The organism is Schlesneria sphaerica (genome assembly GCF_044336245.1).
In the GTDB taxonomy this organism is placed as follows: domain Bacteria; phylum Planctomycetota; class Planctomycetia; order Planctomycetales; family Planctomycetaceae; genus Schlesneria; species Schlesneria sphaerica.
The window spans coordinates 6,184,892-6,204,505 of sequence record NZ_CP172346.1 but is presented as its reverse complement, the minus strand read 5'-3'; the positions used below and the strand labels follow the sequence as shown (position 1 = coordinate 6,204,505).

Sequence of the window (19,614 nt, the reverse complement as noted above, 5' to 3'; positions counted from 1 at the left end):
AGACCCTCCGATGAGCCGCCGATCGAAGGAAACACTTTCTGTCCAGCTCTTCCCGTTCCTGGCCGTGCTCGTCTGCACGATGGGAGCGTTGATCTTCCTATTGCTGGTCACGACTCGTGAGATCCGGCAACGTGTTGTCGCCTTCGCCGCCTATCAGGAAGAATCTCGAAAACGTCCGTCGCAACCTGCCGTCGTCGAAGAGCCTCCCGCCACGGAGGTTCCGCTTCCCATCCCTGAAGAGGTTATAGAACCAGTCACCCCGGCCGTCAACCGTTATGAGCTTGCTCTCGCCGAACGGGAACGGGAACTCGAACAGTTGAAGGCCGAGTGGCGTCTTCGCGTCAGCGAACTCGAAAGTGACCTCGAACGACGACGCAACGAGGTCGCCCAGCGCAAGTCGCGACTCGACGGCACGCTGGAAAACGCGGCGCTGCTGGAAGCAGAGATCAAAAAGCTCGAGGAACAACTGGGCGAGCTCGCTGGCGAAGCAGCCGCCTTCATGCTCAGCACGGATGAGGCAGAACGCGTGACGCTCGAACAGCAGATCGCCGACTTAAAGAAACAAATTCGTGCTGCGCAAGTCGCTGATGCCACGGACGAGAGTGACCGCTTCCAGGTCGTTCCGTTTGACCCGCAAACCGGCACCAGCCGACGCCCGATTTTTATCGAATGTTGTGCCGCCGGCATTCGCTTTCTTCCGGAGGATATCCTGATCACCGCTCAGGACATGGAAGGATTCACCACCCGCGCCAACCCGCTGGCGGCGGGGACCGGGGCTCTCGTTAACTACTGGAGCGTCTGGAATTCCAAGCAGAAGAATCCTCGTTCCGAACCCGAGCCGTACATCCTGCTGCTGGTCCGACCCGACGGGATCTACTCGTACTATGTCGCCATGCGCATGCTGGAACCGATTCGGACATCGCACGGCTACGAACTCATCGACCAGACGACGGCACTGAAGCTTCCCCCCGTCGAACAGGGGGCAAAAACAGCCTGTCAGACAGCCATCGATCGCCTGAAGGAACAGCGTGAAAGCATCGCCCTGTCGGCCATCGGCTCGGGTGCGGGGGGAACCGTCTTCGGTGGCACCGGACGCCGAGCGAGTGGTCTGGGCCAGGGTTTCGCTCCGGAAAGCCCTGACTCAAACGGCGGCCCCGGAACACGCCGCTCAGGTAACGGCTTCACCATGTCCGACGTCACCGGCGGAGAAAGCGAAGTCGGCTCACGCAGTTGGGAACGAATCGAAAACTTTGAAGGTCGCCCGCGCGGCAAACGCCGCGGTGGAGGGACAGGCAGTGCAGGGACAGGGGGTGGAGGCGCAGGAGGTTCGTTCGACGAGACCCCGGAAGATTACCAGGCAATGAATCAGCCCGGTCGAGGGTCCGGCCGACGCGGTTCCTACGGCGGCACAGCTAATCCCGACGGCGAGATGCCTCAGCCACAATCCTCGGATTTCCAGGGGAGCGACGACAGCGTCGGGGATTTTGACGGTACGTCGAGCGGTCCAGGTGGGCCGGGTTCTGATGCCACGGTTCACGCTTACGGCACGGATGATACCGAACCAGGGTCGCCGACTGGGCGACCAGGTCGACTTCCCGGTCGTTCCGGATCCCGTTCTTCCGATAGCGTGGAGGGAGATTCCTCCGCGGGGGATGGAGAAGCTCACGAAGGTGGCTCATCGCAGCGACAGGCGAGCGGCGGGTCCCGATCTCAATCCGGTGATCCAAACAGTTCGTCCATGGGTTCCGACGATCCCTCGGGCGAGACCCAGTATGCTCACGAACTTCGTCCGGGCCTGCGATTCGCGAAACCCGGCGAAAAAATCAGTCGGATGAACAAAGACCCCAATAAGCCGCTCGAACCGGAAATGCTCTCTGGACGCCGGTGGGGTCTCGGCGATCCGGGTGCGAGCATCGGTTACGAACGCGAAGTCCGCATCGATGTCTCACATGACAGACTTGTCATCGCGGAAAAACATGTCATCGCCATCAATGAGGGTGACACGAGGCAGGACGTCTTCGTCCGCTTCGCGTCCGCACTCGATGCTTACGCCTACGATTGGGGCCGCCCCCCACAGGGATTCTTCTGGGCACCGCGACTCAAGTTCGTGGTGAAGCCTGATGGGGACGCCCGGTATGAACAGATTAATGCCATGATGACACGTGCCGGGTTGTCGACTTCACACGAATTCGCAAACAGCACCAAGGCGGTCGAGTTTGGACGCATGACACCGAAACAGGCAAAACCCATCCCGAAAACGGCCGTCTTTCCAAGATCGAGAGGGAACCGATGAGCCGTCGTCGTCCTAAAGCGGAGCTTCAGTTTGGTTCCGACTCGTTTCTGGATGTCGTCGCGAATATCGTCGGCATCCTGATTATTCTGATTGTGATCGCGGGGCTGCGCGTCAGCCACACTCCCGCCGTTCACAGTCTGCCTGTTCTGGACCCGGCCGAGAGTCCGTCGAGTCCGTTACCGATGGTCGCCGCCACGACGATTTCACCCCCGGTCGATGCCGAGCCAACGCAGACCCAGCCGACGCAGATTGTCTTCCCGGAAGAGCCGATCGAAATACCGCCGCTTCCCGAACTCGTCCCCCCGGGTGAACTGGTTGACCTTAGCCAGCAACTCGAGTCGGCAATCGCCGCGACCAGCCTGGAAGAAGAAGAGATCGCGGAAAAGCTCAAAAAGTGGCATCTGCGGCAAGCAGAACTCCTCGAGCGACAGAAGGCGCTGCAGGGGGCCCTCGCGCTGTCGGCGGAAGAACTGGAAAAGAACCAGCAGCAGGCCGCAAAGGTCGAAGCGGACCTGGAACTTGCCAGAGAAACCCTGCGCCGCCTGACAAAACAATTGGAAGAACTCCAGGCCAAGCCGACCATGGTCCAGACGCTTCAGCACAAAATCACCCCCGTCAGCCGCGTCGTGAACGGTAAGGAAAAGCATTATCGGCTGCAGGGGAATCGGATCGCAGAAGTCCCCGTCGATGAACTCGTCAACCGCTTGAAGGAACAGATCGAACGGCGAAAAGACTGGCTGGTCAAAACGCGCCAGCATCAGGGCCAGATCGGACCACTTCGCGGCTTCACGATGAGCTACCTCGTCCGTGTCGATACTTTGTCGGGCCTGGACGAACTTCGAGCCGGACATGGGGGGTACCGCATCAGTCTCGAAGGCTGGGAAATCCGCCCCGAACTCGACATGCGCGGCGAAACGGCAACGGTCGCTTTACGCAAAGGATCCAATTTCTACCAGTCGATTCTCGGTGCCTCCCCCGACACGACGCTCACATTCTGGGTCTATCCCGACAGCTTCGCCATCTACCGGAAGCTCCAGAAATTCACGCACGACCACGGCTTCTCGGTCGCAGGCCGCCCCCTCCCCGACGGCATCCACATCTCCGGTTCCCCCAACGGCTCCAAGTCAGCCAGCCAGTGATGCGCCGGGATGTCCCGCGCGAATTGCACTGATACCACACCGGCAGCACACCAGGGAACAAAACCGGGGTTCAGAGCGTCCCGCTGTCGCAAGAGATTTGCGCGTCCGAGTTGCCCTCGGTATCTGCGTCGCTCTGCATCTTCGGTGGAGAGATCACTGACTGGCGGATCGCGATTGGCTTGAAACAGACAGAACGAAGAGCCCGGAGTGAAAGTCTTGATCCGCAGATTGCGATGATTTTCGCAGATGTTTCTCTTGTTCTCAGAATCTGCGTCGCTCTGCGTCATCTGCGGATAGGTATTAAACTTGCGGGTCATTACTCGGCTTTCCTGTCGAGGGACCGACAGGGCTACTTGAGGAAGGCTTCTCGTGGTACCGTGTTGGATTCTCGCCGCCTTGGCTCGATTAGCGATCTTCCGGCATTAAACCTGGCGACAATTCTTCATCCAGACTGCGCGCCATCGAATTCGCCGACGTTACAGCATTTTGACGCAGTGATCAGCCACGCGCGCATCGGTTGCGACAACATCTCTTGACGCAGCGTCAAAATACCTTTAACATTATGGCAATCTTTAAAGCGGCGATTCATTTTCGCGCGGCAGCGAGGATACGTCGGTGCGCGAATTTGATTTTCGCCCTTCGCAGCCACTGAGAGAACGGTGGCCTGTCAGGGAGTTTTCGTTTCTTGAAAGGTCTATGCGATGCCTGCCGTTTCGCCGTCATCAGGAGCAGTTGCAGTTGCTCGATTAGATGCTCAAGGTGCTCACGCTTGCGCACCTTGAGCATCTGATCAAAACACTACAAGAATAGAGGTTTCTGCAATTAGGTGCTCAAGATGCTCAACCATGTGCAGCGTGCATTTCATTTTGAGAAATTTTCATCATTGCCACCGATGAGGACCTTAAACAGGGAGAAAGGGAGGATGCGGAAAGCGTCACGCCGTGCAGGGAAATCCCCCCCGAGCATCAGGTGTGATCAGATAGGAGCTGCTGCAGCTTGGAAAGGGTCCGCGTCAGAAGGACCCGGACAGCGCCGTCCGACTTCCCCATGCGGGAAGCCACATCGCGCGTGGGAAGTCCTTCGACATAGCGCAGTCTGAGAAGCTCACGTTGCTCTTCCGGCAGGGAACTGACCGCCTCCTGCAGCAGAAATTCTTTCTGATCGCGCGAAAAGGCCTGGCTGGGAGTGGTCATGCTGGCGGCCAGCAGTTGAAGAAAGCCTCGCGCCTGATCTCCGGCAGGGGCGACATCGATCGAGACTTCGCGATCGACGGATCGCTTTTGAGCGGCGACATGGTGACGATGGGCGTCGATGATCCGTTGCTCCGCAATCTGGCAGAGCAGCTTAAACGGATCACGGCCGGGAACAGTAAATGCTTCGAACGAACCGAGCGCCGTCAGGACGACCTCCTGCAGAATGTCGTCCGGTTCGAGCTTTTTACGCAGAGCAGGCCCGAGGTTGTTCTGGATGTAAGCCAGCAATTGCGGGCGTTTCGTCTCGACGAAACTCGCCAGATGGTGCTGCGAAACGGGGAAGGGGAGATCAGTGGTTTCTGACATACGGCTTCCTGAAGTTTTTGGTAGTCAAAATGTAGACCACTCGTCGGCACATGACTAGACTCACTTTTTTACAGAGGAATCCAGGAGGATGATTGAGTAGGGGTTCTCGCTTGCAGCGGTAATACACGGCTTATTCAAGTTCCATCCCCGTCGGTCACTCGGCCCAATTCAGGTTGTTCCCCCACTTTGACGAATCCTACTCAATTCGCGGAAGAGCAGTGGTCGCAACTGGAAGCGGCGCTGGAGGCCTTTTCACAGGCCTGGGAAGAATCCCCTCTTCCCCCCACCATCACGGAGTATCTTTCAGAGTGTGACGAAGACCTGCGGCTGTCACTTGCCGTGGAACTGGTCAAAATTGACCTCGAGCAGCGATGGCAGCGGGGGCTGCGACGAGTCATCGAAGACTATGTTGCCGAAATCCCCGAACTGGCCGAGCGGATCACTCCACAGCTTGTGCTGGAAGAGGTTCATGTCCGCAAGCGGGCAGGTGATCGCGTATCAACCCAGGATGTTCTTGATCGTTTCCCGCATCTTTCACAGCCACTCGAGCGGATGCTGGTCCTTGATCCGACTCAGCAATCAACGGTGATCCACTCAGGTAACCTCGATGCGGTGCACCTGGAACCGGGCGAGTCGATTGATGATTTCGAATTGCTGGCGCGACTGGGACAAGGTGCATTTGCGACCGTCTTCCTTGCACGGCAACGCTCCATGCAGCGGATTGTGGCGGTGAAAATTTCGGCCGATCAGGGGGATGAGCCGCAAACACTCGCTCAACTGGATCACAACAACATCGTCCGAGTCTATGACCAGCGTTCCGTTACAGGACGTGGATTGCGGCTGCTTTACATGCAATACGCAGCCGGAGGAACGCTGGCCAGTGTTCTCGCATCGCTGCAGACGATCGATCCTTCCCAATGGTCCGGCAAACACTACCTGTGGGCCATCGATCAGGCACTCGACACCCGTGGTGACTCACCTCCCGCCGAATCCTCCGTGCGTCAGAAGCTGGCGGAGATGAGCTGGCCTCAGGTCGTCTGCTGGCTGGGAGCTCAGCTAAGTCGTGCGCTGGATTACGCTCACCGTCAGGGAGTCTTGCACCGCGACTTGAAGCCGGCGAATGTGCTGCTGACGGCAGAAGGGGTGCCGAAACTGGCCGACTTCAACATCAGCTTCAGTAAGAACGTGGAAGGTGCGTCAGCCGCAGAGTTTTTCGGAGGCAGTCTCGCGTACATGTCGCCCGAACAACTGGAAGCGTTCGACCACCGCAGTGGACGGACGCCCGACAGCTTGGACAATCGCAGTGATCTTTACGCACTGGGAGTTCTCATCTGGGAGCTGCTGACCGGTGAACGCCCTTTTTCGACGGACGTACAAAGAGAGGGACGACCTCCCGTTCTGAAGAAGATGATCGAAGCGCGGCAGCAAGGACCGGGCCGAATCCCGGAACGGTGGCGCCGTGAGGGGTTGGGACTGCATGAGATCCTCGATCGCTGCCTGTCTCCTTTACCGGAACACCGCTACGGCAGTTGCCTCGAACTGGCTCAGGAAATCGAGCTTTGCCTGGAACCTGATGCGCGGAATCTGCTGCGTCGCCCGGATGGAGGATGGCGGTACTGGGCCAGAAAGTTTCCTCTTTCGACGGTGACCATACTGACGCTGATTCCAAATCTGATCGGAGCCATCTTCAACTTTCTCTACAATTACCGGGTGATTCTGGAAAACCTGCCCGGGTCTGAACCGACTTTCATGCGGATTCAGTCCATCATCAACATGATCGCGTTCCCCACGGGGATTCTTTGCGCGGGATGGCTGGCCGGATCCGTCGCCAAAGCGACTCATATTGATTCGAAACAGCCACTCCCCCCTGGGGAACTGGCTAAGCAGCGTCGGCGATGCCTGGACCTGGGAAACGTCGCCGCCCTGGTAGGTCTGACGCTCTGGCTACTCGCGGCCCCGGCTTACCCGGTGTCGCTTCATCTGATTGTGGGACATGTCCCCTTCGACATTTATGTGCAGTTCGTAGCGTCGCTGGCCATCTGCGGACTCATCGCAGCCGCCTACCCGTTTTTTGGAGTGGCGATCGTCTCGGTGCGGGCGTTCTATCCGTCGCTGATCGACCGCGAGTCGATGACCGCAGACGATCGACAGGACCTGATACGACTCTCGCGGCAAACATGGTTGTATCTGGTGCTGGCGGCTTCGGTCCCGATGATTGCGGTCCTGATTCTTGCGATTGGTCAGTCAGAAAATCGCTCGGCCCTGGTCGTTCTGGCAGCGAGCGGAGCAATTGGATATGCGATCGCAATCTCGGCGTTTCGACTGCTTCAGACCGATCTGACCACGCTATCAAAAGTGATTTCGAATCGACGGGACCGGTGAAGGGGTGCATTGTGAGGGGACGACGGAATCGTTGTTGATTGGATACGTGGGGCGGCGGGGGACTGTTTGTTTTCGGCTTTAGGGAGTGGCCTGGGGGGATTGCGGTTCGGCTTTCCTGTCGGGGACCGCCAGGGCTACTGGGGGGAACCTCGTCGGGAGCGATTCTTTTCCTACGGACATGCGAGTAGCCAGGGCGAAATCGAGTGATCTCGCTCTGGCTGGGTTAGTCGTGACTGGGTGTTGGATTTTGGGGCTCAGAGAAACTCATCAGAACCGTGGACCCCGCAGAGTTTTGCCTGCTTCCACCAGTTTTGCTTCTTCCAATCCCAGCTCCAGCGAACCTGATGAGGTTGCGGAAGGGGCAGGTGGGATCAGGTCAGAGTTGCCATTCGGAATGGCGTCAGACAACGGGGGAAGCGAATCGTTTGTCAGAGCCATTTCCACGGGTACTTCCTGAGTCTGGACGGAAGCGTATCCCGGAGCGGCCGCATACACAGGAGCGTAGTTGCACTGATAAGCGGTCGTGACACAGGGCTGAAGGATCGTGGCACTGATTCCACCGTAGCAACCAGGAGTATACAGACATGTCCCATAGCTGTAGGTGGGGTAGCAGTAATTGTAGTTGTTATAGCCGCAGTAGTAGTTGTTCACCGGGTAGCAGTAGTTCCACCCACCAAAGTTGCAGCCGTATCCCCCATATCCCCAGCAGCCTCCGCCGTATCCCCACGACTTCTGATAAGGAGTTCCGCAGAATTTGTTGTTGTAACGGCCCGAGTTGTTGAACTTGCCTGGGTTGAACTTACCTGGGTTGAACTTACCTGGGAAGTACGGCCCCATCGACGTATGTGCCTTGACGAACTTGTTTTGATGGTTGAACTTCACGGGATTGATCTGGTGCTTGCCGTTCATGCCCGGGAAGCCATTCTTCCCGAATTGCTGACCCGGAAAACGATTCTTGTTGAGGACCGAAGAAACCGGGTTGTGGTTCCCGTTGTGGACATCGAACTTCTTGACCTGCGAAATCAGCCCGCTGCCATTTCCCGCTGGCTGCCTCGACACGACGTTCGGTACCCGCTGATTCCCCAGACCAATCTTGTGATTGCCCTGAATGACCTTGGAACCGACAGACGAGTTGTTGGGGATGCGATTGAAGCCCCCGTTGACAGGACCAACTTTTGTCAGGACCTGCTTCGAGATCGGCTGCGAAAAATTGTTGTGGGAAACCACGTTCTTCGACGGAATGTTCATGTTTTGTGGTCTGAAGTTGGAGTTTCCCATCTGGTTGACCTGGCCCCGACTCGCCTGAAACTGGCCACCACCAAAGTTTCGATTCCCACCACCACCATTTCCCTGATGTCCCCGCGCTTGAGCATCGCTCTGCGAGGTCAAAGTGAGAACAACCATCAGTCCCGCTGTCAGTAACGTCTTGCTTCGTAACATGATCTGTCTCCTAAAACTTTTCTCAGAACTTGTTAATCACATCCGCCTGACATGCGGAGCGAAGACCGTGAGAAAGTGTTACAGAGAATTTTCAGAGAATTTTTTCGGGCCTTGTCAGAAAACGCCGTCGACGTGTTGTGACACCAAGCATCCTCCCTCGGGCCTGCTACAATCCAGGGCGTCGGCTCAGGCCCATCCCGGCTTGCCGCAGCCCTTTTGGAATGAAGTATTGATGATTTCGCGGAGTCACTGCGTGACCCGACACCGGGCGGCCTGATCCGCGGGGAAACCCGTTCGCATCAAAAACTGACCAGACGAGAGACAACCGCAGTCGCCATCCCCCCGATTCGCTACCCCACGCTCAACAAAGCACGTAATTTCGAATGACCAACGAAACGTCCCTGACCGAACGAATTCCACCTCCCGTCCGGACCTACACCGGTTCGCCGCTGCACTCATTCCCGCTCAAGCTCCTGTCCATCGGGAACGTGTCGATCGGATTTCCCGTCGTGCAGGCGGCACTCAGCGGCTATAGCGACGGCCCCATGCGGATTGTCGCGCGGCGGTTAGGAGCCAGCTATACGCTGGCCGAGGTGATGATTGACCGGTTTGTGCTCGACCTGAAACAGCGACAAAAAACACGACGATACCTGCGAATCACCGATGAGGAACATCCGGTCGGGGGGCAGTTGATGGGGTCTGATCCCACCGAATTTGGTCCGGCTGCACAAAAACTCGTCGCGGCCGGTTTCGACATCATCGACATCAATTTCGGATGTCCCGTGAAATCGGCCGTAGGGGGATGCCGAGGGGGATATCATCTGAGCCAACCGGAAACGGCACTGGAAATCGTCAGCCGGACACGCGACGCCGTCCCCCCCTCAATCCCCGTGACGCTGAAGATGCGGCGTGGACTGGATGACTCGGCCGAAAGTCGGGACCGCTTCTTCCGAATTATGGACGGCGCTTTCGAGCGTGGCGTGGCAGCGATCACCGTCCACGGTCGAACGGTTGAACAAAAGTACGTGGGCCCCAGCAACTGGGATTTCCTGCGGGAAGTGAAGCAGCACGCAGGCTCACGAATCATCCTGGGAAGCGGCGACCTCTTCACCGCTCAATCCTGCGTAGAGATGTTCGCCGCAACAGGCGTCGACGGCGTCTCGGTGGCTCGTGGCGCGATTGGCAATCCCTGGATCTTTTCACAGGTCCGCGCCCTGGAACGTGGCGAACCGCTGCCGGAACCCGATCTGACGGAGCAGAAACGGGTCATGGAAATGCATTGCGAGCTGAGCATGGAGGTTTGTAGCCCGGAGCAGGTCCTATCCACCATGCGAATGTTCTCGATCAAGTTCGCAAAGCTGCATCCCCGGTATTCAGACGTGCGTAACGCGTTCGCCGCCACTCGCACGCTCGACGAATGGCATGCCGTCCTGAGGGAGTGGTATTCCCGCTGAGCCGTCCAAAGTGGCTCGATTCGGTTCATTCCCGCTCCGATTGCTGGCGAGGGTTCCGAGGATTGGCTCGCTTCATCAATGAAAGATTAACGGGAAAGGAGTTCCCCATATTTTAACTCGCCATCCGCAATCGTTGCTTCGACCTTCAGCTTGGGATCCTGCGGAGAAAGATGGAACAGGATCAGATCCGCGCGGGAGCCGCGGCGCAGGCGAACCACTTCCTGATCGAGTAGCCGAGCCGGGTTCATGCTGGCCATGTCGACGGCTTCCTTGAGTGTCACCTGGGCAAAGTCAACGGCGTTTGCCACACAGGTATCCAGTTCCTGCGCCGAACCCGCCAGCAATTCGTGCTGTCCGGCAACGACCAGTTTCCCGCTGGGAAGAATTTCGCTGCGCCCCAATTTGCTTTCGTAGACTCCAGGGGGGCACCCCGCCCACCCGGCCGCGTCACAAGTCAGGATCGTCCGCTGTGGCGTTTTCACCCGCATGAAGATTCGGACCAGATTTGGGGGAAGATGATGTCCATCCACGATCAAGCTGGCGAACAGACGGGGATCGGCGAGCTGTTCATAAATCACGTTTCTATGGCGGTGCATCATCGCGTGTGCACCATTCCCCAGATGAGTACTCAACCGGGCACCGGCATCGACGGCAGCGCGGACCTGTTCCGGTGTCGCCGCACTGTGGCCAATCGCGATGACGACCCCGCTGGCCACACACTTTTTGATGAAGTCGATGGCGTTGTCGACTTCGGGGGCCAGGGTCACCAGTTTGATTCGCTGTCCCGAAATTTCCTGCAGACGCTGGAATTCATCCCAGTCGGCGGCTCGGACATGCTGTCGTGGATGGGCTCCGCGGGGACCATCTTCGGAAGAAATGTAGGGCCCTTCGAGGTGGCACCCGCAGACCATCCGATTCGCCCAGGGGGCCTGTTCGCAGGCCTCTCGAATGGCGGCGAAACCATGGGCCAGCCCTTCGTACGAGTTTGTGATTAAGGTCGGACAAATCCGGGTCACCCCGAACTGATAATGAGGTTGAAGAGTCTTGAGCACGCGTTCGGCAGACAGTTCATCATCACTGAACCAGGTTCCACCGAAGCCGTTGATCTGCAAGTCGAGGAACGCGGGTGAGACGTACGGCCAGTCCTGGATCGATCCGTTCGGCCACGCCGGAGAAACGCGAAGAATTCGATCTTCCTGAAGATCAATGCGAATCGGTTCACCGTTCGCATAGTGGCGGGCGAAGAGAGAGAGCATCGGCGTTCAATCTTGAAGAATGGTGAAGTTGCAAAGCGACTGTGACTGAATAGGAGCAGTCACAGTCGCCAAAGATCGTCAACCACAAAATTCCATCGCTGATCAGCAGCAGGCACCGCTCGCGTCGCCGATGCCGTGAAGCTCACTTGAGAATCTGCTGAATCCGGCTGACCGCTTCATCGATGTTGGCCCGGCTGTTGAAGGCACTCAGACGGAAATAGCCTTCGCCAGCAGCGCCGAAGCCGCTACCAGGAGTTCCGACAAGATGTGCCTTAGAGAGAAGATGATCAAAGAACTGCCAACTGGTCATTCCACCGGGCGTCTTCAACCAGACATAAGGAGCATTCGTGCCCCCATAGACCGTCAGGCCCGCTTCCTTCAAACCGCGGCAGAGGATCGCGGCATTTTCCAGGTAGAAGTCGATCAGCGCACGGACCTGAACCTTACCCTGTTCGCTGTAGACGGCTTCCGCGCCACGCTGAATGATGTAGCTCACACCGTTGAACTTGGTCGTGTGGCGTCGATTCCACAGGGCGTGCAAATCGACGGATTCTCCCGTCGGGGTCTTTGCCTGAAGGCCTTTTGGCACGACAGTGTAGGCACACCGGGTCCCCGTGAAACCGGCGGTCTTGCTGAAACTGCGGAACTCGATTGCGACATCGCGGGCACCTTCGATCTCGTAAATCGAATGCGGAATCGCGGGATCCGTGATGTACGCTTCATACGCCGCATCGAAGAAGATGATGCTGCCGTTCGCTTTCGCATAGTCGACGAATTTTTTCAGCGTTTCCCTGGTGGCGACCGTCCCGGTCGGATTATTGGGGTAGCACAGATAGATCAGATCGACTTTGCGATCGGGCAGGGCAGGGGTGAAATTGTTCTCTGCAGTCACAGGCAGATAGACGAGGCCCTCATACCGCCCGGATTCGTCAGCCGCCCCGGTACGTCCTGCCATCACGTTCGTATCGACATAGACCGGATAGACGGGGTCCGTCACAGCGATGACGTTTCCAGCGCCGAAAATGTCGAGGATATTCCCCGTGTCGCACTTGGAACCGTCGGAGACGAAGATTTCGTCCGCAGCGACGTTGGCTCCGCGGCTGACAAAATCATTCTGGGCGATGGCATTTCTGAGAAAGTCATAGCCCTGTTCGGGTCCGTAGCCCCGAAATGTTTCTCGTTTCGCCATCTCGTCGGTAGCGCGGTGCATGGCTTCGATGATGGCGGCGGGGAGCGGCTCGGTGACGTCCCCAATTCCCAGACGGATAATCTTCGCCGAGGGGTTATCGGCGGCGAATTTGGAGACTCGCCGGCCGATTTCGGGAAACAGATAACCAGCCTTGAGTTTGAGGTAATTTTCGTTAACGAGAGCCATCCCGAGTTCCTTAAGTTGCCGGAGTTCGACGTACTACTTCTTTATTTTCTTTATTTCTGCCGCGTGGTTTTGTGTTGTAGAACCCCGCACAGGCGAATTCAACCTCATCCCCAATCGCCCCCGCTGGCCACGCCCCTCGGCTTCCGGCAAGCCTACCCGATCGGTTCCCCCCGAGTTCCTGGTCGCGATGTCATCGTCGGAATCGGTGTAGAGGGATTCTCCTGTGAGAAGGAGGCCCCCGTTTCAATATCCGATCCTTTGGAGAATCCAATAGCGTACGAATTTATTGCCAGATTCGATTGTTATTGCCAGATTCGATTGTTGAGGACGCGCTGGTCAACACACAGCCGCAATCCTGACTCGCGACCTGGGTGGAATCGATCGTCAGGAACCAGCAGTGCGAAACATCGTCATCGGACCGCGCCGCCATTCACGTTGATGACTTGTCCAGTAATAAACGAAGCTTCGTCGCTGCAAAGGAAACGAGCGGCATTGGCAATGTCTTCGGGAAGCCCCCAACGCTGCAGCGGCGTCTCACGCAGGACCCGTTGCTGCCAGGGGTCGCTGGCGGTCTCACCCCACGCCGTTTTGATCCATCCGGGTGCGATGCAGTTGACCCTGACACGCGGCGCCAGACTCAATGCCAGCGAGCGGCTGAAACCCATCACGGCATTTTTGGTTGCGGCGAAAAGTTCACCACTGTTTCCTTCCATTCCCCGATCTGCCTGGTCCCAACCGATGGTGATGATGGCTCCCGTCCCCCGATCGTACATCCGTCGTCCAGCACAACCTGCCAGGATCATCCCGGCTCGAACGTCGACGTCGAGCAGAGATTGTAATTTTTGCTCATACCCCCAGTTGGCAGCGTCGCCGGTCAGAATATCAGCACCCGCATTGTTCACCCAGATGTCGAAACCTTGCTGTTCTTCCCAGATTTGCGAAACGAACGCTTCGAGGACGCTGGAATCAGAAAAATCCGCTTGTGCGAGACTGGCTTTCCGACCAAGTGACCGGATTTCTGCGGCGAGAGACTCGGAGGCGTCACGCGACCGGGCGAAGTGGATGACGACATCAGCGCCCGCTTGCGCGAGGGTTAAGGCGATTGCGCGACCAATTCCGCTTGCAGCCCCTGTAACGACGGCAGTGCGATTCGCGAGACTGGCAAACTCCACGAGAAAATCTTTCGTAAGAAGGAAATTGGGTCTTGAGAGAGGGAGGTCAAAATCAATAATTCCGCCATCTGAAGCTAACGAAAGAGTTCAAGTGGTGCAGTTTTTGCTTGAACCCAACCGCGAACTTCAGACTTGTGTACATTTTGTCTTAAATTTGTGTGAATTCCAGTGATTTCATCGTAAGAACCGTAAAAATCGGGGCTTCCGGCATGCGGAAACTTTGATGCTGCCAGTTGACTCTTGAAACTTGCCCAGACATACTACTCACCAAGAGCTCGATCCGTTACCCAGGCATGGGTAGTCTCGATCAGCTTAGAATTAGGCCTCATTGCACATCATGTCGCGCACCTATCTGCGTCAGTCAAGGTTTTGCCTATCGACGAATTTTGAGAATCGCTGCAACTTTTACACAGTCAGAAGTGTCAGTCACTCAGTGTCTGATTTGCAGCGGGACTTGGCAGCCAGGAAATCAGATGATCCTCTCGGAGCATCGGTTCCCCAGCCATCGAAATTGGCTAAGTACCAAAAAATAGATTGATTTAATCAGCTTGATCCACACCAGACGTATGTCGGTCCGTTCGTAGTGCGCTCACATGCTGCCAATTCACTGTGAGAAAATGGATGATCTCCGAGGATATTCCCGTGTCGAACCCAGACACACATCGTGATTCCGCTGCCCCAATACAAGAAGGGGCGGCTTTACACCTAGAGAGTGAGAAGGAAATGATTGCGACAATTGATTCGTTGGGCCCGACTCGAACCGGAGTTTCGTTTCCAGAGCTATCGGAGCAGCTCGAACGAGACCTCGTTCAAGTTTTCAAACTGCTGGCCGACGAAACCCGCCTGAAGATTTTGATGTATCTTCTGCGGGAGCAAGAACTTCACGTTTCAGCCCTGTGCGAGCGACTCAACCAGAGCCAGCCAGCGGTCAGCCATCACCTGGCCTTACTCCGGGTTGCAGGCCTGATTGAACCGCGACGAGACGGGAAGCACAATTTTTACTCAGTAAGAGAAAAACATTTTCATAAGTTGATCGGTGAACTCTTCAAAACGATGAGCGATCCTCAGAGCGACGAACTTCGCTTCCAGAATTTCGTCCTGACCCAAGAACCCTGATCGGGTGTAACTGCAGGTCCCGCGACCTTCCGGCGTGTCCGTTTTCCTCAGCTCGGGCCAGAGCTTGGTGAAGAAAACGGGATCTCGCCCCAGTACCCCGACCGAGTCAAAGCAGAGCAGCAATCGTGTTGCTCTGCCCACGGCGGCTAATCTCTTTTCTCGCAGCACTGTCTCAATCGCTGCGTTTTGGCCGTCGATTACTCCCACGCCTACTGCAGTTGCCTGCTGCAAGAGCTTTCGCTTCCGCCAGTCTTCGCTGGTGATCCTGTGTGCGGAAATTACCTTGGCATGCTGACCCGTTTGTGCGAGCATTTGCTCCCTGCGGTCGGTCAAAATCTTCCCAACTACACTCCAGCACTGCTTGCAGCTCGACAAGTTACCTGCGCTGCTGGCTGAACGAGGGGCCCCTATGCTCCGCCATTACCGCCTTGCAAAGGTCATTTTTCAGGCAGCGATGCCCTGTTTCGTGGTGTTCTGGGGGATCGTTGGTTCGCTGAAGGGTGATGAGCCACGCCCCGCATCTCTCGCCGAGCGACCTGTTTTGACCATCTTCATTTCCAGCCAGGATCGGATTCGACAGGCGTGCGAAACAATCTTTGAGTCGGTGGACCGCCCCGATCTGGCCGGTTCCATCAACGAACGATTGACGGGTTTCCGGGACCTTGCGGGTATCGAACCAACCAAGCCTGCCGGGATCATGACAGTCTGGGATGACGAAAAGCCGCGAGAAATCGTCTTTATCCCCAAAACGGAAATTGAAGAGCTCTTGAAGACAGCGACATTTGGCGTTGTCGGATATCATCAGGTCGCGCCGGACCACTACGAAATCGAACGCCCCGGTTCCCCCTACCACGTGCTGGTACAGAAAGACTATGCGCTGTTCGCCGACTCTGAAGCCACGATTCGAGCACTTCGCGTATCGCCGCTTAAGCTCGCCCAGGGACTGCGCGACAGGTACGACGCTACTCTAAAAGCCGACTTACTCCAGATTCCTCAATCGATCAAAACCCACTGGATCGCCGACTTGCGTCAGCAGATCGAACCCTGGTTGCAGCCAATGGACGACGAAGACGAAGAACAGGCAGCGATCCGCAAGTCGGCTGGAAAGCTGGCGCTGGATTTTATCGAACACCTGGTACTCGATACAAAGTCTTTCACCGCAGGTTGTCGAATTGACCCCGAGAACCGACACATTATCTTTGAACTAAGCATCGAAAGTGTGGCGAAAAGCCGACTCTCCGCAGTGTTGAGGCAACTGAAAGCTGTTCGCAGCGAGTACTCGACGCTGGTTCAATCCGATGTCGCCGCAGGACTCGCGTTTGATCTTCCCCTTGCAGGAATCTGGGAGCAGCTCCGCAAGAATCCGGGAGACGAAGAGGCAAAACCCTCACGGCTGGAAATTGGCCTTCAGCTCGTCGGCTCAAAAGCGGGTGAATTGTCGCTGATCACCGCGTTCCACGGCCCCGATGTCGAAGGGATGAACGCGTCGATCCCTCGCTGGCTGGAACGACTGGAAAGCTCGGGGCACCTCGCCGATTTGCGAGAAAGCTTTGATATTCACGAAGGGGTCGTTCTGCATAGTCTGATCCCTCATGAGCTGCCCACATGGATTACCCACTGGACAGGAAGCAATATCGAGATCATCGTCGGTCAGGCAACCAGGACTATATGGCTGGGTATTGGACATCCCGCCCCCCTCGTGGAGCGCCTCTGTAATGCCATCGACCTCGTCGCCGCTGCTCCAGAGAACCAGCGTGGGGCCGCAGCCGTCAAAGGCCGGTTGAGTGCCAAGGTCCTTCCCCAGTTCCTCGCAACGGACATACTTAACTCTGACCCCGACGCAGCGGAGCAAGAATTTTCCAAAGGGGAAGACGGCTTGAGTTTGTCGCTGGAACCGTTTCCTGAGGGGCTCAAACTGAAAGTCGAGCTCGAGGAAGGATTCGTGCGTCTGATCGGCCGAGGTTGGGTCAAGCAGATCGAGGAATCACAAGCCCGGTGAGACGTAGCAAATTGAACGTCCGGGCGAAGCTCACTGTTACTCACAGACCATCCCAGATGTCCCGCACCCGCGTCGGCCAGCGAGCGGTTGGTACTTGAGCCCAGAGATCTGACAAACAGCAGAGGACTCAAGCTGTGCTGCAGTCCAGGCCATGAATAAGAAGAAGCCTCACGATCGTATGTGATCGTGAGGCTTATCACGAGTGGTTATACAGAGGGAGACAGAAGAAGCCAGGACCTATTTAACCTTCAGAATTCTCGCGAGGTCGGTCACCGTCTTGTTCATCAATTTCTCTGCGTCTGTTGGCTTGGAAAGGTCTTCCTTGCCAACCTCCTGCATCTTCTTGGCGAGGCTTCTTAGCTTTGCGGTTGCCGCGCCGGTCTTGCCTTTCAGCTCAGTTTCGATGGGCTTGGCAACTTTGGCCATTTTTGCCGTGATCTTCTTGAGTTCATCTTTACTGGGCGGCGTATCGGCTGCCCGTGCATTCTGCATTTCGGCATACGCAGTTTTCAGAATCTTAAAGCGTTTGACGTCAGCAGATTCGCCGAGGAAAGGGAGGATCAGATAGATCAGTCCGCCCAGCACAACAACGCCGACGACCCCCAGAATCGGTTTCAGGAGTTTGTCCATCCCGCCGCTCTTGGCGGGTGGCCGACGCATCGGGACCATTGGGCGAGTAGCAGCACCTCCTCCACCTGCTTGCCACGGGTTTGAGGCGGGCATGCTGGGGGGTGGAGATGAGACTTCGACTGGCGGAGTTACAGGCCGCACAGACTCAGAGGGGGGGGCGGCAGGTATTGGCCGGGTCGGGGTGGTCGTCCTGAAGTCGGACTTGGTTTCGACGACTGCTTTGGGGAGTTCAGGGAAGAGTCCGGGCAATTCACCAGCGACAACATACGCGTTGAAGCCCTGCCGGACGAAGTCTTCCCGAACAAGCCGACCGTTAGCGACCCATTCCATCAGTTTCGACAGCGGTACAGGACCATATTCCTTCCCGCGGATGGTGCACCACCATTTGTCTTCGACGACAGGTTTCGTTTCGACGACGGTTTCCGTCTCTTCAGGAGCAGTATCGAAGACTTCAGTTTCGTCCTCTACCACTTGGGGGACTTCAGGAACGCTCGCTCGAGCTTTGCGACTTGCTGCCGGTCGCTGGTCCAAGGTAACAGAGAAGGATTTTTTGGGGTCCTGGAACGGAAGGTGAGCCATCAGCTTGCCGATCGAGCCGGCTCGGCGCCAGACTCCGCCTTCCCCGAATCGAACATCATCGTTGACGGAAAGAGTTTGATTCTTGGCAAGTTCAATCAGCTCATCAAAGGAAACCGGGCCAAATTCGTTACCGAAGAGCTTATAGTACCAACCTTGCGAGTCGGACGATTCGGTGGCTCGTCCACGCGTGGCAACCGGGGCTGCTGGAAGTGTCGCGACAGAGGAAAAGTGACCGGCAAGCTGCGTAATGGAGTCGGCACGCCTCCAGGAACCACGGACTCCGGCGCGGACCTCGTCATCAGGCGAGAGGGTCTGATTTGCGGCAAGCTCAATCAGGGTTTCGACGGATACGGGCCCAAATTCGTCGCCAAACAGCTTGTAGTGCCAACTGTCCCCCTCGACGACGTCGATTTCGACGGAGCTCTTTCCGGATCCCTTTGGAATATGCGACCCGGCAGGCATGTGGGCCATCAACTGGCCCATTGAGCCGGCTCGCCTCCAATTCCCGTTAGCGCCAAACCGGACTTCGTCGTCGCTCCCCAGTGCGCGATTTTTGGCCAATTCGACCAGTTCATCGAAGGTTACTGGCCCGAATTCTTCACCGAATGACTTGTAGTACCATCCGTCCATTGCAGTGTTTTCCCCAGTCCCAAAATCACGCTTGAATGTCAGTCAATGACATCCACGAGAGCGATACACCCAAGTTACTTCTATAATCGCCTGAAATTTGGGAAATGTCCACCATTTCAATGGACTTTTCATGTACAACCCGGACTCTGACATAGCGACATATCATCATATTTTGCGTGCGATGATGAAGCCGGATGCAGACCGCGTAGGACAGAGCACTCCAGCAACGATTCCCTCGCTTCACGCGCAGGCACCTTGGAAAATAGCCCGCTCCGTAGACGGATTCCAGAAAAAAACCAATTCGCAAAACAGTTTGCGAACCCCGTGAGCCGCGGCGACCGCCCTTATTTTCTGCAATCAGGCCCCCGAAAGTCTTGTCGAACGCGGAGGCGCAGCTCTACGCCGACGCGACCTCCCCTCTGAGAAGATCGCTTAAGTTTTCCCGGACGCATGATATCGGCGAATATGAAATGGGAATGAAGCAGGTGTGAATAGTTGATGTGGACTAAAAAGCACCTTCAACGGATGGACTCCCGATCGCAGCGGCGGTCGCTTCGGAGTTGGCCAATAAAAAAGGAGGCCGACAATTC

At 56.7% G+C, this 19,614-nt stretch carries 12 protein-coding genes; 6 read left to right on the top strand and 6 right to left on the bottom strand.

Going from position 1 to position 19,614, the window contains the following annotated elements; translation table 11 throughout:
* Nucleotides 1-10: 10 nt before the first annotated feature.
* Together ACGY09_RS22325 and ACGY09_RS22320 are read left to right on the top strand one after the other, a co-directional pair.
* Nucleotides 11-2,293, top strand: coding sequence for a hypothetical protein (locus tag ACGY09_RS22325; protein ID WP_397569493.1), 2,283 nt, complete (start codon nucleotides 11-13; stop codon nucleotides 2,291-2,293).
* Nucleotides 2,290-3,432, top strand: a complete 1,143-nt coding sequence (locus ACGY09_RS22320; protein ID WP_397569492.1) for a hypothetical protein — start codon at nucleotides 2,290-2,292, stop codon at nucleotides 3,430-3,432. The genes ACGY09_RS22325 and ACGY09_RS22320 overlap by 4 nt, the downstream gene beginning before the upstream one ends.
* Before the next feature lie 965 nt (nucleotides 3,433-4,397).
* On the opposite strand, the gene ACGY09_RS22315 is transcribed toward ACGY09_RS22320, so the two are convergent.
* The gene (locus ACGY09_RS22315) at nucleotides 4,398-4,991 is read right to left on the bottom strand and encodes a sigma-70 family RNA polymerase sigma factor (RefSeq protein WP_397569491.1); all 594 of its coding nucleotides are present in this window, start codon (nucleotides 4,989-4,991) and stop codon (nucleotides 4,398-4,400) included.
* Nucleotides 4,992-5,177: 186 nt separating this feature from the next.
* Here ACGY09_RS22315 and ACGY09_RS22310 point away from each other — a divergent pair, with 186 nt between their 5' ends.
* Nucleotides 5,178-7,373: a serine/threonine-protein kinase gene (locus ACGY09_RS22310; protein ID WP_397569490.1), complete on the top strand. Its 2,196-nt coding sequence runs from the start codon at nucleotides 5,178-5,180 to the stop codon at nucleotides 7,371-7,373.
* A gap of 267 nt (nucleotides 7,374-7,640) precedes the next feature.
* Here the strand turns inward: ACGY09_RS22310 and ACGY09_RS22305 are convergent, their stop codons facing one another.
* Complete coding sequence (locus ACGY09_RS22305; protein WP_397569489.1) at nucleotides 7,641-8,813, bottom strand: hypothetical protein; 1,173 nt, start codon at nucleotides 8,811-8,813, stop codon at nucleotides 7,641-7,643.
* A 383-nt stretch (nucleotides 8,814-9,196) separates the two neighbouring features.
* On the opposite strand from ACGY09_RS22305, the gene ACGY09_RS22300 reads away from it, so the two are divergent.
* Nucleotides 9,197-10,267: a tRNA dihydrouridine synthase gene (locus ACGY09_RS22300; RefSeq protein ID WP_397569488.1), complete on the top strand. Its 1,071-nt coding sequence runs from the start codon at nucleotides 9,197-9,199 to the stop codon at nucleotides 10,265-10,267.
* 86 nt (nucleotides 10,268-10,353) lie between these two features.
* Here ACGY09_RS22300 and ACGY09_RS22295 read toward each other — a convergent pair whose 3' ends face one another.
* The 3 genes from ACGY09_RS22295 to ACGY09_RS22285 all read right to left on the bottom strand — a co-directional run bounded on the left by ACGY09_RS22295 (nucleotide 10,354) and on the right by ACGY09_RS22285 (nucleotide 14,070).
* Nucleotides 10,354-11,523 carry an N-acetylglucosamine-6-phosphate deacetylase gene (locus tag ACGY09_RS22295; protein ID WP_397569487.1) on the bottom strand — a complete coding sequence of 390 codons (1,170 nt, stop codon included), beginning with the start codon at nucleotides 11,521-11,523 and terminating at the stop codon, nucleotides 10,354-10,356.
* Between the two features lie 142 nt (nucleotides 11,524-11,665).
* A complete protein-coding gene (locus tag ACGY09_RS22290; protein WP_397569486.1) occupies nucleotides 11,666-12,898 on the bottom strand; it encodes an LL-diaminopimelate aminotransferase in 1,233 nt (410 codons plus the stop codon).
* Nucleotides 12,899-13,308: 410 nt separating this feature from the next.
* Nucleotides 13,309-14,070, bottom strand: coding sequence for an SDR family NAD(P)-dependent oxidoreductase (locus tag ACGY09_RS22285; RefSeq protein WP_373652777.1), 762 nt, complete (start codon nucleotides 14,068-14,070; stop codon nucleotides 13,309-13,311).
* A 723-nt stretch (nucleotides 14,071-14,793) separates the two neighbouring features.
* Between ACGY09_RS22285 and ACGY09_RS22280 the strand changes: the two genes are divergently transcribed.
* Complete coding sequence (locus ACGY09_RS22280; RefSeq protein WP_373652778.1) at nucleotides 14,794-15,186, top strand: ArsR/SmtB family transcription factor; 393 nt, start codon at nucleotides 14,794-14,796, stop codon at nucleotides 15,184-15,186.
* 409 nt (nucleotides 15,187-15,595) lie between these two features.
* The gene (locus ACGY09_RS22275) at nucleotides 15,596-17,185 is read left to right on the top strand and encodes a hypothetical protein (protein ID WP_397569485.1); all 1,590 of its coding nucleotides are present in this window, start codon (nucleotides 15,596-15,598) and stop codon (nucleotides 17,183-17,185) included.
* A 237-nt stretch (nucleotides 17,186-17,422) separates the two neighbouring features.
* On the opposite strand, the gene ACGY09_RS22270 is transcribed toward ACGY09_RS22275, so the two are convergent.
* Nucleotides 17,423-19,024 (bottom strand): GYF domain-containing protein, encoded by a 1,602-nt coding sequence (locus ACGY09_RS22270; protein WP_397569484.1) that lies wholly within the window; start codon nucleotides 19,022-19,024, stop codon nucleotides 17,423-17,425.
* Nucleotides 19,025-19,614 lie beyond the last annotated feature (590 nt).

Excerpts from the sequence above, each read along its gene's own strand:
- ACGY09_RS22300 (WP_397569488.1), top strand. The coding sequence starts at position 9,197 with ATGACCAACGAAACGTCCCTGACCGAACGAATTCCACCTCCCGTCCGG.
- ACGY09_RS22315 (WP_397569491.1), bottom strand. The coding sequence starts at position 4,991 with ATGTCAGAAACCACTGATCTCCCCTTCCCCGTTTCGCAGCACCATCTG.
- ACGY09_RS22325 (WP_397569493.1), top strand. The coding sequence starts at position 11 with ATGAGCCGCCGATCGAAGGAAACACTTTCTGTCCAGCTCTTCCCGTTC.
- ACGY09_RS22290 (WP_397569486.1), bottom strand. The coding sequence starts at position 12,898 with ATGGCTCTCGTTAACGAAAATTACCTCAAACTCAAGGCTGGTTATCTG.
- ACGY09_RS22275 (WP_397569485.1), top strand. The coding sequence starts at position 15,596 with ATGCTCCGCCATTACCGCCTTGCAAAGGTCATTTTTCAGGCAGCGATG.
- ACGY09_RS22280 (WP_373652778.1), top strand. The coding sequence starts at position 14,794 with ATGATTGCGACAATTGATTCGTTGGGCCCGACTCGAACCGGAGTTTCG.
- ACGY09_RS22295 (WP_397569487.1), bottom strand. The coding sequence starts at position 11,523 with ATGCTCTCTCTCTTCGCCCGCCACTATGCGAACGGTGAACCGATTCGC.
- ACGY09_RS22320 (WP_397569492.1), top strand. The coding sequence starts at position 2,290 with ATGAGCCGTCGTCGTCCTAAAGCGGAGCTTCAGTTTGGTTCCGACTCG.
- ACGY09_RS22270 (WP_397569484.1), bottom strand. The coding sequence starts at position 19,024 with ATGGACGGATGGTACTACAAGTCATTCGGTGAAGAATTCGGGCCAGTA.
- ACGY09_RS22305 (WP_397569489.1), bottom strand. The coding sequence starts at position 8,813 with ATGTTACGAAGCAAGACGTTACTGACAGCGGGACTGATGGTTGTTCTC.